Origin of the sequence: Roseateles sp., assembly GCF_046300915.1 — a bacterium.
Lineage (GTDB): Bacteria > Pseudomonadota > Gammaproteobacteria > Burkholderiales > Burkholderiaceae_C > Kinneretia.
In genome coordinates, this window is the sequence record NZ_JBKCLH010000095.1 from 1 (window position 1) to 12,305 (window position 12,305).

General features: G+C 69.0%; 13 protein-coding genes and 1 pseudogene. 9 read left to right on the forward strand and 5 right to left on the reverse strand.

Translation table 11 applies throughout. The annotated features are described in order from the left end of the window. The 6 genes from ACK5F2_RS07120 to ACK5F2_RS07145 form a co-directional block, all read left to right on the forward strand. Positions 1-852 (forward strand): contractile injection system tape measure protein (locus ACK5F2_RS07120; protein ID WP_409863772.1); only part of this gene is annotated, 852 nt, incomplete at its 5' end. 10 nt (positions 853-862) lie between these two features. Next, positions 863-2,191 (forward strand): ATP-binding protein, encoded by a 1,329-nt coding sequence (locus tag ACK5F2_RS07125; protein WP_409863773.1) that lies wholly within the window; start codon positions 863-865, stop codon positions 2,189-2,191. After that, positions 2,188-4,854 (forward strand): Ig domain-containing protein, encoded by a 2,667-nt coding sequence (locus ACK5F2_RS07130; RefSeq protein ID WP_409863774.1) that lies wholly within the window; start codon positions 2,188-2,190, stop codon positions 4,852-4,854. Before ACK5F2_RS07125 ends, ACK5F2_RS07130 begins: the two co-directional genes overlap by 4 nt. 37 nt (positions 4,855-4,891) lie before the next feature. Then, on the forward strand, positions 4,892-5,656 hold the full coding sequence (locus tag ACK5F2_RS07135; protein ID WP_409863775.1) for an RNase A-like domain-containing protein: 765 nt from the start codon (positions 4,892-4,894) through the stop codon (positions 5,654-5,656). Positions 5,657-5,717: 61 nt separating this feature from the next. Continuing rightward, positions 5,718-6,074: a hypothetical protein gene (locus ACK5F2_RS07140; RefSeq protein ID WP_409863777.1), complete on the forward strand. Its 357-nt coding sequence runs from the start codon at positions 5,718-5,720 to the stop codon at positions 6,072-6,074. Between the two features lie 14 nt (positions 6,075-6,088). Beyond that, positions 6,089-7,519 (forward strand): DUF4157 domain-containing protein, encoded by a 1,431-nt coding sequence (locus ACK5F2_RS07145; protein ID WP_409863778.1) that lies wholly within the window; start codon positions 6,089-6,091, stop codon positions 7,517-7,519. Between the two features lie 272 nt (positions 7,520-7,791). Here the strand turns inward: ACK5F2_RS07145 and ACK5F2_RS07150 are convergent, their stop codons facing one another. Further along, on the reverse strand, positions 7,792-8,094 hold the full coding sequence (locus ACK5F2_RS07150) for a hypothetical protein (protein ID WP_409863780.1): 303 nt from the start codon (positions 8,092-8,094) through the stop codon (positions 7,792-7,794). Between the two features lie 45 nt (positions 8,095-8,139). After that, a complete protein-coding gene (locus ACK5F2_RS07155; protein WP_409863781.1) occupies positions 8,140-8,310 on the reverse strand; it encodes a hypothetical protein in 171 nt (56 codons plus the stop codon). 86 nt (positions 8,311-8,396) lie between these two features. Here ACK5F2_RS07155 and ACK5F2_RS07160 point away from each other — a divergent pair. Next, a pseudogene (locus tag ACK5F2_RS07160) lies at positions 8,397-8,594 on the forward strand (hypothetical protein); the annotation flags it as partial. Here ACK5F2_RS07160 and ACK5F2_RS07165 read toward each other — a convergent pair. Beyond that, a complete protein-coding gene (locus tag ACK5F2_RS07165; RefSeq protein ID WP_409863782.1) occupies positions 8,595-9,314 on the reverse strand; it encodes a riboflavin synthase subunit alpha in 720 nt (239 codons plus the stop codon). It lies immediately after the preceding pseudogene. Then, positions 9,314-9,670, reverse strand: coding sequence for an ArsC family reductase (locus ACK5F2_RS07170; RefSeq protein WP_409863783.1), 357 nt, complete (start codon positions 9,668-9,670; stop codon positions 9,314-9,316). Before ACK5F2_RS07170 ends, ACK5F2_RS07165 begins: the two co-directional genes overlap by 1 nt. Before the next feature lie 15 nt (positions 9,671-9,685). Between ACK5F2_RS07170 and aat the strand changes: the two genes are divergently transcribed. Together aat and ACK5F2_RS07180 are read left to right on the forward strand one after the other, a co-directional pair. Further along, the gene (aat, locus tag ACK5F2_RS07175; protein WP_409863784.1) at positions 9,686-10,486 is read left to right on the forward strand and encodes a leucyl/phenylalanyl-tRNA--protein transferase; all 801 of its coding nucleotides are present in this window, start codon (positions 9,686-9,688) and stop codon (positions 10,484-10,486) included. Further along, positions 10,483-11,238: an arginyltransferase gene (locus tag ACK5F2_RS07180; protein ID WP_409863786.1), complete on the forward strand. Its 756-nt coding sequence runs from the start codon at positions 10,483-10,485 to the stop codon at positions 11,236-11,238. Before aat ends, ACK5F2_RS07180 begins: the two co-directional genes overlap by 4 nt. 22 nt (positions 11,239-11,260) lie before the next feature. Here the strand turns inward: ACK5F2_RS07180 and ACK5F2_RS07185 are convergent. Further along, a partial coding sequence (locus tag ACK5F2_RS07185; RefSeq protein WP_409863787.1) for an NAD(P)/FAD-dependent oxidoreductase occupies positions 11,261-12,305 on the reverse strand: 1,045 nt, incomplete at its 5' end.

Consider the following 12,305-nt stretch of genomic DNA (forward strand, 5'->3'; position numbering starts at 1 on the left):
CTAAAGGCGCAGTTCGGTCAGGCCGTCGACGGCCTCAAACGGCGTCTGCAGCGCCTGCTGGGACTGGCCGAGGCCCAGGTGGCCGAGCCGGCACCGGCTGCCCTAACCCGCACAGCGCTGTTCGCGCCGCCCGATGCGCCACGTTTGCGCGAACGCCTGTGGCTGGGCCTGTGCCGACGACTTTTTGTGCTGGGCGAAGCCCCGGAACAACTGCGCCTGGGGCCGGAGCTGCTCGCGACGGCGCCGGGCCGCGCAGCGCCCACGGCAGGGCTGTCCGCGCCTCGACTGGGCGAACCCATCTGGGTGGATGACGCCGGCCAAGTGCTGCTGGCGGTCTATGCGCAGCGCCTCTTCGCACGCTTCGAGCTGCTGGACGAGAGCGGCCGGCAGTGGCGCAGCGAGGCCGCCCGCGCGCGCGCCGTGACCTGCCTGCAATACCTGGTGCGAGGCGCCCAGGGCATCGATACGCCCGATGAACATCGCCTGCCCTTGAGCAAGCTCTTGTGCGGAGCCTTGCCCGAAACCCTGCTCGCGCCCGACTCGGGACCCGAGCCGGCCCAGCAGGCCGAGCTGGAGGGTCTGCTGCAGGCGCTGATCGCTCACTGGGCGGCCCTGGGTCAGACCAGCCCCCAGGCGCTGCGTGAGAGCTTTCTGCAGCGCGGCGGCCGCCTGGTGCAGGAAACACAGGCCGAGAGCGTAGAAGGCCCGGAGGGTCGGCGCGAGGAGCCCGCGCGCTGGCGGCTGCGCATCGAGGGGCGCGCCTTCGATGTGCTGCTGGACCGTCTGCCCTGGAGTTTCGGCCTGATCCGCCTGCCCTGGATGTCGGCCGTTCTGCACGTGGACTGGCGCTGAGGATCACATCGTGCAAGACCATGCCCTGGCCCTGACCCTGGAGCTCGACTGGCTGCAGCGCGTGCTGGACCGCCGTCTGGAACAGCACTTCCAGCAGCAGGACCTGGATCTGGCGGCGGCCGGCCCACCGCCCGATCAGGCGCACGACAGCGCCCTGGGCGCGCTCATCGTGCGCCTGCAGCTCAGCCCGGCCGAGCGCGTGGTGCTGGCCCTGGCCCTGGCGCCGCATCTGCGCCCCGCAATGCTGGACCTGCTGTTCATGCGCAACCAGAACCTGGACCGCGGCTTCACCGAGTTTGGCGGGCTCAAGGCTCAGGGCCATGGCGGTTTTCTGCCCACCGGGGAGACGGCGGCCTTTCTGGTGGCTGGCGAGGATCTGGCGGCCCGCGTGGCCCTGCTGGCCTGCTTTGATGCCGGCCACGCCTTCGCGCGCGAAACCCTGCTGAGCCTGGAGACGCCCGCCAGCGGTGAGCCCCAGCTCAGCGGCGCCCTGCTGGCCAGCAGCGAGACCCTGCAGCGCCTGTGCAGCGGCACGGCCCGCAAGCCCGACTTCAGCGCGCAGTTCCCCGCCAAGCGCATCAGCAGCCCCTTGGGCTGGGAGGACTTGGTGCTGGCGCCGGAGGTGATGGACGAGGTGCAGCAGCTGTGCGCCTGGATGCGCGAGGGCGCGCATCTGATGCAGGACTGGGGGCTGGCGCGTGCCCTCAAGCCGGGCTACCGCGCCCTCTTCCACGGCCCGCCGGGCACGGGCAAGACACTCACGGCCACCCTGATCGGCCAGGTGGTGGACGCGGATGTGTACCGCATCGACCTGTCGATGGTGGTCTCCAAGTACATCGGCGAGACCGAGAAGAATCTGGCGCGGGTCTTTGACCAGGCGCAGTCGAGGCGCTGGATCCTGTTCTTTGACGAGGCGGATGCGCTGTTCGGCAAGCGCGGTGCCGCGAACAATGCCAACGATCACCATGCCAACCAGGAGATTGCCTATCTGCTGCAGCGGGTGGAGGACTTCCCGGGCATGGTGATCCTGGCCAGCAATCTGCGCAGCAATATCGATGAGGCCTTCTCGCGTCGCTTTCAGTCCATGGTCTATTTCCCCATGCCCGACGCCGAGCAGCGCCTGCGGCTGTGGCAGCAGATGCTGGCCCCCGATCATCTGGATGCAGATGTGGACCTTGAGCTGCTGGCTCAGCGCCACGAGCTGGCCGGCGGCGCCATCGCCAATGTGATCCGCCATGCTGCACTCAAGGCGGTGCGTGCAGGCCGGCAGCAGGTACGCATGCAGGAGCTGCGCGCTGGCCTGGCGCGCGAGCTGCGCAAGGAAGGGAGAACCTTGTGAGCCGCATTCGCCTGCTGCGCCTGGCCCTGCCCCTGGGCCTGTCCCTCTTGCTGCTGGCCGCCACCAGCGCGCCGACCGAGCTGGCGCCTCGCCCGGCCGGTGCAGCTAGCGCCCCCAGCGCCGCCAGCTCAGCTCCTGCAGAGCCCGCGTCCTCTGCGGCGCCGGCCGCTGCGCCCCCCGGTCAGGCGCAGGACTGCGGCCCCCTCACGCGCACCAGCCCGCCCAGCGAGTCCCCACTCCCACTGAGCTTGGCACCACCGAACCAGGCCCTGCCCAGCGCCCGGGCCGGTCGCGCCTACAAAGCCTTGCTCTTCGCGCAGGGTGGCAGCCGCCCCTATGTGTTCGGGCTCAGCGAGGGCCAGTTGCCGCCCGGAATTCGCATGGACCGCGACGGGCGTCTGTGCGGCCTGCCGGAGCGCGAAGGTCGCTATGCGTTCAGCGTGCTGCTCACCGACGCCAATGGCCGACAGGCCAGCCAGAGTTATGTGCTGCGCGTGCTGGCCGTCACGGACGCAAAGCCGGCGGCGGGCGCGGCGTCACAGTCACTCCCCGTAGCGCCGACCGTGCCCAGCCTGGTGGGCGTCAACCCCGCCACGACCACGGTGTCGGAGCCGGCAGACGCTCGCACCGCCATCGTCTACCGCCTCCAGGCCGCCCAGCTCGATGCCCTGCAGGCCGCGGATGAAAACAGCGGCGGCGACAAGAGTGGCTCGGAGACCGGCAGCGGCAGCACGGGCACGCTCGACGGCGCGGCGCCGCCGGCGCCCGCGCCTTCCGCACCGGCTGCGACCGCCTCCGCCCCCGCAGCACCCACGAGTACCCGGGCCAGCGATGGGCCGACGCCGGAGCGCCCCGCAGGCCTGGTCTGGAGTGAGGCCCAGCACAAACAGCTGCTGCAATGGCTGGGGCCACTGCTGGAGCGCGAGTACCCGACCCGCGATCTCTTCCTGGCCGCCGTGGACGCGCAGCGCTGCGAGCACAGCCGCAGCCTCATCAAGGCCAGCGCGCAGCAGCGCGGCGAGAGCGAGCCCTCGGCCGAAGCGATGGCCCGGCTGTGCCAGCCGCAGCCCGCCGGGTTGGCCGCATCGGCCGCCAAGCTGGGAGGCCCGCCCAAAGCCCCTGGTCGAGCTGCCGCACCCGCCATCAAAGCCAGCGCGCCCAAGCCCAAGGCGCTGGAGCCCGGACAGATCCCCTGGGAAGATCTGCCGGACTGGCTGTTGCCGCCCGCGCTGCGTGAGTGGCTGGCCCAGGCTGCCCGCCGCATGGTGAGCCTGACGCCTGCCCAGCCCCTGAACTGGCAGGCCGTGCCCGGCTGTGACTGCCTGAGCGAGCGCAGCCAGGGCCTGGTCTATGCCGTCTACCCGGCCTGGAACGCCGTGGGCACGGATCCTCAGACCCTGGACTTCAGCCTGCTGCACCGGCTCAGCTTCATGGGCCTGAGCTTCAACGCCCAAGGCCTGGACTATCGCTACCTCAACCCCACGGGATCGGGCAGCGCGCAGCGGCGCGATCTGGTCCAGGAGAGCGAGTTCATACGCCTGGCCAAGCACTACGGCACCCAGGTCGACTTCCTGCTCTACCAGCGGCACTGGGACTTTCTGCTGACCGAGCCCAGCGCCCAGCGCGAGGCCCTGCTGACCCAGATGCTGACGCAGGTGTCCCAGCAGGCCCGCGAACTGATCGACCGGCCCCTACCGGGCCTGCCGGCGCGACTGAATGCCGCCCTGCCCCTGTTTGGCCACACCCAGCACCTGGGCGATGGCCTGAGCGTCTTCTTCGATGAGCTGCCCCGGGGCGAGGGCACGCGCCCCGAGCTGGCCGCTCGCATCGCGGACTTCTATCCCCGTTTTGTGCGGGCCCTGGCCGAATCCCTGCACCGCAATCCGGGACGTCGCTACGCGCTGAATCTGGTGCTGACCGAAGCCCAGCTGCGCACCGGCCAACCGGCCACGGTGGACCAGCTCTTCCGTCTGATGCTCGATGTGGAGAAGCCCGAAGTGCGGGAGGGACGCATCGCCGACAGCGGCGGCGACTACCGCAGCCGGACCAACGTAGAGCTGCGCATCATGGTGCTGCTGCCCGAGCCCAGCCGAGAGAGCAAGAAGCGCTTGCGCGATCTGGTCGAGCGTTCGCCGCATCTGCAAGGCAGCGACCGGCGCGCCATGCTACGCAGCATCGTGCCGGTGCGTCTGCTGCCTGGCGCTAGCGAGGAGCAGTTTCGCGATGACCTGGTGTATTTCCAGGACAACTTCGCGGGCGTGGGCTTCTGGCCCGCGCCCCTGCAAGGCGAGAACTTCTCGGACCGTGATCAGCAGCGCCTGCGCACCACCCTGGTCGGCTCCCCCCCCAACGCCCTGAGCGCGGCCGTCTGCGGCTGGGTCTGCCCCAACCGCTGGCCCTTGCGCCTGGCCTTTGATGTGCTGCTGCTCGTCGGTCTGCTCGTGGGCGTGGCGCTCACCCTGCATTGCGGCTGGCGCATGCGCTGGGGCCGCTATGCCCTGCTGGCGGGCGTGGCGCCCTTCCTGCTGGGCGCGGCCCTGCTGCACTGCGATCCGGCGCTGCGCTCGCTGCGTGATGGCAATGCGCAGCTGATCCTGGTGATCGCGATCCCTGTGCTGCTGGCACTGCGGGTGCTGCTGAAACCGAAGGTAGAGAAGCCATGAGGCCCGACCGACCGCGCATGGCAATGAAGGAGCATCGATGACATCAAAACTCCAAAGGTTGAAGACCAAGGACGAGTCCGCCGCTACCCATCAACCCGCCAGCCTGGCCGCAGGCTCAGGCGGCGCGCGGGACGGCCTGGCGCGCCAGCAGCAGCAGGGCCAGCAGATCGCCCAGCTGCGAGCGGCCGCCGGAGCCGGCGTCATCCAGCTCGGCAGGAAAGGCAAGCTGGCCCGCCGCCGAGAGAAGGAGGCGGAGCAGAAGAAAGCCAGCGATCGCCAGCTAGACCCGCACAACAAGGCACTGAGCGACGGGCTGGACAGCGACTTCACCGGTACCAAGCTCGACACCTCCGAGCAGCAGGGCGGCCATGCCCGGGACCGGCATGCCGCCAAGAGCACAAACTATCTGGATGGCCGCAATCGCAAGATCTCCAGCACTTTCGGCTCGCAGGCCGACCAGGACGCGGCCCTGGAGCAGCTGATCGCGGCGAACGACAGGGCCATCAAGGCCTGGATCGCCGAGCAGTATGGCGATGCACGACTGGTGATCTCGGGCGAGATCGAGGCGGTCCAGGTCGCCGCCAGGCGGCGCCAGAAGCAGGTCGGCGTGACCTCCGGCGGCTACGAGTACGAGGATCTAAGCGTGCCGCGTTTTGTCGATGTCGACACCGAGGAGTTGGACCATGCCACCGCCGTACTCGAACGCTATCTGATCAAGTCGGACAAGAAGGGCCAAACTCCGAAAGTGAGTTGGAAGGTCGTCACCTGCTTCCCGCATCCGGCTAACGAGGGCGAGCAATAGCCACGAGTCAACAGGCCATCGATCGGCTCCGCACCCGAAGCCGTCCATCCGGAGAGATGCAATGAAGGAAAGCAAGCAGGCCATATCAAGTGCGCGCGCATCCTCGCCACGCGCCGCGGCCGTCCACGCCGGACATGAGGGCGCCATCGACACGCCGCGTCAGCACAACCAAGGTACACGTATCTCGCAGCTGCAGGCGGTGGCTGCACCACCGGTGCAGCGGGTGGAGGTCGAGGGCGCGCGCAAGACCAAGGGCTTCAACCGCGGCAAGTCGCATTCGAGCACCACGCCCAGCGGCAAGACCACCTCGCACAAGCCCGGCAAGGGCCGCGAGGAGAACCCGCGCAAGAGCGCTGCCAAGAACCGCCGGCGTGACCGCATGTTGGCGGCGAATGTGGCGAATTCGCAGAACAAGTAGGCTGGGAGCAATGCATGAAAACTCGTATCGATGCAGCAACAGCCCATGACAATCAGCCGCTCGAACCCGTCAGCCGACTGGGGACGCGGCAAGTCAGGGCTGCCACAGGTCCTCGGCAGCAGCAGCAACATCAGCAGATCGCGCAGCTGCAGCATAGTGTTCTGGACACCAACAGAACCGGCTTGCCAGATTCGCTCAAGAACGGCATCGAAGCGTTGTCGGGCATGGACATGTCCGGCGTCCGCGTGCACCGCAACTCCAGCAAGCCCGCCGCACTGCAGGCGCATGCCTATGCGCAGGGCCAGGACATTCACCTCGGCCCGGGGCAGGACAAGCACCTGCCGCACGAGGCCTGGCACGTGGTGCAGCAGGCGCAGGGGCGGGTGCGCCCCACCCTCGACGTGGCAGGCACGGCCGTCAACGACAACGCGCAGCTGGAGCACGAGGCAGACCGGATGGGGAGTCGGGCCCTGCAGATGAAGTCCGTCAGTGCCGCCCCGTCCAGGCCCCTGCCGGCCGGGGGCGCAGCACCCGTGCAGCGCTTCACGGACGCCGAGCACTATCGCATCAGCGAGGGAAGCCGCTACGCAGTCCCAAAGGCAGGTGGCAACAAGAATCAGCTTTACGTGCACGAGAGGCTGGGCGGCACGCCGCCCAGCCCCGACCGCTTCTTCGTGAAGTCAGGCACCGACGGCCCCTGGAGCATCTACACGCCCAAGGCTCGCTTCGACGCGGAAGTACCGGACGGCCCCGGCACCACCTTCAAGGGCCAGAACGACTGCGGCTTCTATGCAGGAGCCCTCGCCACCAACACGACGGACTGGTCGTCGGGCCACGGCATGGGGGCGCTCAAGGACACCGGCACCGGCAAGGCCGTGGGCGGGTCCCAGACGCGCGACCAGGACCTGACCGACCTCGGGCATGGCTCAGATCCTGGCCTGGGCGAGGCCTACTTCATCTGGCCCAATCCCAAGACCCGCGACGAGGACCGGAACTACACCAAGGCCGCCCATCATGTGGCGACCGTGGTGGCCACCGACGGTGGTGACCGCATCACCAGCGAGGCCGACTGCGGCGACGACCGCAAGGCGCCTCTGTTCGGCATCTATGGCACGAAGGAACCCTCGCAGACCTTCCTGACCCGCAACGCCTGGTACTTCTCGAGCACGGGCCAGACGGACGCCCGCGTGGGCAAGCTCAGCACCCAGCCCCATCCGATCACCAAGGGATCCGCGCTCACCAGTGCACCCTCTGATTCCTCGGGCAGCTTCGTCATCGACCTGGGTATCGAGGAGCCCGTCAGGGACGATTCCAGAAAGGGTGGCGGCGGTGGCGGCCTCTCGCTGGGCGGGGTCTGGTCAGGGCTGAGCTCGACGTTCTCGAGCTTCTGGGGCGGAAAGTCCGGTTCGGGAGGGGGCGGCAACGACGGCGACAGCCTTGTCTGAACCCGCATGCCCCAGCAGTCAGGCCCCTTCAGGCCCGCACCCGGAACACCCCACCTGCCGCACCAGCTCGTCCGCCTGCCCCTGCAGCCTGCTGGCCGACCACGGCGTCGCCGTCACGGGCGATTTCGGAGGCCTGCTGGGCCAGCTGATTGGCCTGCTAGGCGTGATCAGCATTGCGGCGCATGGTGGAGCACAGCTCCTCCATGCTGGAGGCCGTCTATTCCAGCAAGGCTGGCCCGCTTCTCGGTGCCGGCGGAAAGCTCGCGGTTGCCCTAGGCGATCTCCTTGGAGGCATTGACCAGGAACTCCGCCTCGCTACGCACCTGCCCGACGAGCGTGACAAGCTTGGTCTGCATGCGTTCCAGGGACTCCAACAGCGCGTCGAGCTCGTCCTGGGCATGGCTGCCCACGGCGCCGGTGAGGTCGCCGTCGGCGATCTGCAGCTTCACGGGGCCACCAGCCAGCTTGCCCACGGCAGTCTGGTGTGCCTCCGGGCCGGCCGACTGGGAGGACAGGGCGGGGTCCAGCAGCTGGCGCTCCTGGCGGTCCTCGGCCCGGCCTTTGTGCTTGCCCACTGGCTCGGCGTCTAGCTCGGGCAGGGCCAATTTTTTGGCCAGGGCCTACTTAACCCGCGTCTCCCAGGACTGCGCCAGGGACAGGCGGAAGGCGCTGGAGTCCAGCCGGCTGCTGGAGAACTGGATCGGACTGAGCTGGTACTGCCTGACCAAGGCCACCAGCGTCAACAGGGCCAGCATCACGCCGAACCCCAGGGGCAATCGCTTCTTGGGCATCCGCTACATCTTGAGCTCCTGCCCCGTCCCAATATCGGGGTCGGCCCCAAGGCTATCAACTCTCGTCCCGCGCGCAAGACGCCGTGGCTCCGGCCGGAATGATCTTCATCTCTTGCAAGGACGGCATCAGCCACAATGAGATCGAGCACGCCCAGCCTGAGCACATCACCGCGGGCTGCAATCTGCTGCTGCACGCCATGCTGGCGCGCGCAGGCATGGTCTGCGCCGCACCGGGATTCGGCAGCGTCCTCCCCTTCGTGCTGCGCCAGCTGCTCGCCGCCTGATCAGGACCGGCCGGGCAGCTTGACCGGCTCGGCCAGGGCGTCCAGGCTCTGGCCGCTAGCGGCCAGCAGCTTCTCCAGCGCCGGCAGCAGGGGGCCCAGGCGCTCGTCGATGGCGTCGCGCACCGTGTCCACAAAGACCTGGGTGGAGCGCTCGATCTCGATATTCAGCGCGTCGCCCGGCTGCTTGTCGCCGAAGGTGGTCATGCGCAGCGTCTCGGGAATCAGCCAGACCTCGAACCAGCCGGCGCCGCCGCTCTCGCGCCCGGCTTCGGCCACCGTGAGGCTGGCGCCGTTGATGGCGATATAGCCCTTGGCGAAGATGTAGCGCATCCAGGGCGCAGGCACGCGGATGCGCATCACATGGTTGTTCTCGGGCCGGCGCACGCTCTCCAGCGTGGCCATGAAGTCCACATGGCCCGAGAGCGGGTGGCCGCCGATCTCGGCGCCTTCCTTGGCGGCGCGCTCCACATTGATGCGGCTGCCCTGCTTCAGCCCCGCCAGCGTGGTGAGCTTGAGGCTTTGCTGCATCACATCGAAATCGGCCGCGTTCGGGCCCTTGAGCGCGGTGACGGTGAGGCAGACGCCGTCGCAGGCCACGCTGGCGCCGATCTCCAGGCCCTCGCAGAAGCCTTCGGGGAAGGCCAGGGTGAAGCTGGTCAGGCCGGGCTTTTCGGTGATGGCGGCCACCTGGGCCAGCCCTTGGACGATGCCGGTGAACATCAGGCATGCTCCTTGAACAGTTCGGGCGTGAAGCCCAGGCTCAGGCGGCCGTCCGCCCATTGCACCAGGGGGCGCTTGATCACGCTGGGCTGGGCCTGGGCCAGGACGGCGGCGCTGGCCGCGTCGCTCACGCCGGCCTTGGTGGTCTCGTCCAGCTTGCGCCAGGTGGTGCCGGCACGGTTGATCACCTTGTCCCAACCCAGCTCGGCCATCCAGCGCGGCAGCAGGTCCGCGGGTACGCCGGCCTTCTTGTAGTCGTGGAACTGGTAGGCCAGCCCCTGTTCGTCCAGCCAGGCGCGGGCGCGCTTGACCGTGTCGCAATTCGGAATCCCGTAAACGGTGATGCTGTTCTTCATGGGCGACACGCTACCATGAAGCCGATGATCGACTGGCTGCAAGAGTCTTCGCTGGAGTTCCCGCCGCCGGAGCAGGCCCTGGGGCCTGCCTCCGAGGCGCCGGGCCTGCTGGCCGCCGGCGGCGACCTGGCCCCCGCCCGGCTGGAAGCCGCCTACCGCCGCGGCATCTTTCCCGGGTACGGCCCGGGCCAGCCCATTCTGTGGTGGTCGCCCGAGCCGCGCATGGTGCTGCAGACCCGGCACTTCAAGCTCAGCCGCTCGCTGCGCAAGACCATCGCCCGCTTCCGCGCCACGCCCGGCTGCGAGATCCGGGTGGACAGCGCCCTGCCCCAGGTGCTGCTGGCCTGTGCGGAGGCTCCACGCGAGGGCCAGAACGGCACCTGGATCCTGCCCGAGATGCAGGCCGCTTATCAGCGCTGGGCACGCGAGCGCGGCGCGGTGCACAGCGTGGAAACCTGGGTGGACGGCGAGCTGGCGGGCGGGCTCTATGGCGTGAACCTGGGCCGCATGTTCTTTGGCGAATCCATGTTCATGCGTCGCACCGATGCCTCCAAGATCGCGCTGGCGGCACTCGTCTGCCTGTGCCGGCGCAACCGCATCCCCTGGATCGATTGCCAGCAGAACACCCGCCACCTGGCCTCGCTGGGGGCGGCCGAGGTGCCCCGCAGCGATTTCCAGGCCCATCTGCAGGCGGCGATTGGCGAGGCCGGCCCCCTGCCCACCGCGGCCTGGCGATTCGAGCCGGCACTCTGGGACGAACTGGGCGCCTTTGACGCAGAATCCGCAGCTGCCAGCCTGAGGGAGCCCCCACCGTGACCCATCCCAAGGAACTACCGCTGTCCCAGCTGCAGTTCTATGCGACCGCGCCCTACCCCTGCAGCTATCTGCCGGACCGACAGGCGCGCTCGCAGGTGGCCACGCCCAGCCATCTGATCCATGCCGATGCCTACTCGGGCCTGGTGGAAGCGGGCTTTCGCCGCAGCGGCCTCTTCACCTACCGGCCCTATTGCGACGGCTGCAAGGCCTGCGTGCCCATGCGCATCCCGGTGGCGGACTTTCAGCCCTCGCGCAGCCAGCGCCGCGCCTGGCGCCAGCACGAGGCGCTGCAGACCCGGGTCATGCGCCTGAGCTATAGCGATGAGCATTACCAGCTCTATCTGCGCTACCAGGCCGGGCGCCACAGCGGCGGCGGCATGGACCACGACAGCGTGGACCAGTACACCCAGTTCCTGCTGCAAAGCCGCATCAACTCGCGCCTGGTGGAGTTCCGCGAGCCTGCCGGCTCCAATGCCGAGGACGGCGAAGGCCGGCTGCGCATGGTCTCCATCCTGGACGTGCTCAGCGACGGGCTCTCCGCCGTCTACACCTTCTACGAGACCGAGGGCCGCAACAGCTACGGCAGCTACAACGTGCTGTGGCAGATCGAGCAGACCCGCCGCCTGGGCCTGAGCCACCTCTACCTGGGTTACTGGATCGCCGAGAGCGACAAGATGGCCTACAAGGCCCGCTTCGGCCCGCACGAGCTGCTGCTCGACGGGCAATGGCAGCGGCGCGAAAGCCGCGACTGAAGACCGGGCCCGCCGCGCGGCCTCAGGCCGCCAGCCGCGCCATCACCTCGTCCGCAATCGCCAGGCAGCTGGTGAGGCCGGGCGATTCGATGCCCAGCAGGTTCACCAGGCCCGGCACGCCGTGCTGGGCCGGACCCTCGATGCGGAAGTCCGGCGCCGGCTCGCCCGGGCCGTGGATCTTGGGCCGCACGCCGCTGTAGGCCGGCTGCAGCGCGCCGTCCGGCAAGGCCGGCCAGTAGCGGCGCACATCGGCGTAAAAGCCCTCGGCGCGTGCCGGATCCACCTGATAGTCCAGCGCGTCGGGGTCGGCCACGTCCTCCAGCCACTGCGCATCGGGCCCGAAGCGGGCCTGCCCCCCCAGGTCCAGGGTCAGATGCACGCCCAGGGACGCCTCCTGGGGAAGCGGATAGACCAGGCGGCCAAAGGGCGCGCGCCCCGCCAGCGAGAAGTAGCTGCCCTTGCTGTAGTGCGCCCGCGGTACCTGGGCCGCATCCAGACCCTCGCTGCGTGCGGCCAGCCAGGGCGCCCACAGGCCGGCAGCATTGACCACCAGGCCGGCCAGCAGTTCCATCTCTTCACCCCCGGCGCGCACCCGCAAGACCTGACCCTCGGACGTGGCCCGCAGGCCCAAGACCTCGGAACCCAGGCCCACGGCGCCGCCGGCCGCTTCCAGATCGCCCTGCAAGGCCAGCATCAGACCATGGCTGTCCACGATGCCCGTGGAGGGCGAGAGCAGCGCCGCCTCGCAGCGCAGGGCCGGCTCCAGGGTCTGGGCCTCCTCGCGGCTGAGCCAGCGCAGATCGTGCACGCCGTTGGCGGCGGCCTTGGCCTGCAGGGCTTGCAAGCCCGGCAGCTGAGAGGCTTCGGTCGCAACCACCAGCTTGCCGCAGCGGCTGTGGGCCACGCCATGGCTGGCGCAGAACTCGTAGAGCAACTCCTTGCCGCGCACGCACAGCCGTGCCTTGAGCGAGCCGGCCGGGTAGTAGAGACCTGCGTGGATGACCTCGCTATTGCGCGAGCTCACGCCCTGCCCGATAGCGGTCTCGCGCTCCAGCACCAGGGTCTCG

Excerpts from the sequence above, each read along its gene's own strand:
- ACK5F2_RS07155 (WP_409863781.1), bottom strand. The coding sequence starts at position 8,310 with ATGCCCAAGAAGCGATTGCCCCTGGGGTTCGGCGTGATGCTGGCCCTG.
- aat (WP_409863784.1), top strand. The coding sequence starts at position 9,686 with ATGAAGCCGATGATCGACTGGCTGCAAGAGTCTTCGCTGGAGTTCCCG.
- ACK5F2_RS07135 (WP_409863775.1), top strand. The coding sequence starts at position 4,892 with ATGACATCAAAACTCCAAAGGTTGAAGACCAAGGACGAGTCCGCCGCT.
- ACK5F2_RS07170 (WP_409863783.1), bottom strand. The coding sequence starts at position 9,670 with ATGAAGAACAGCATCACCGTTTACGGGATTCCGAATTGCGACACGGTC.
- ACK5F2_RS07165 (WP_409863782.1), bottom strand. The coding sequence starts at position 9,314 with ATGTTCACCGGCATCGTCCAAGGGCTGGCCCAGGTGGCCGCCATCACC.
- ACK5F2_RS07145 (WP_409863778.1), top strand. The coding sequence starts at position 6,089 with ATGAAAACTCGTATCGATGCAGCAACAGCCCATGACAATCAGCCGCTC.
- ACK5F2_RS07140 (WP_409863777.1), top strand. The coding sequence starts at position 5,718 with ATGAAGGAAAGCAAGCAGGCCATATCAAGTGCGCGCGCATCCTCGCCA.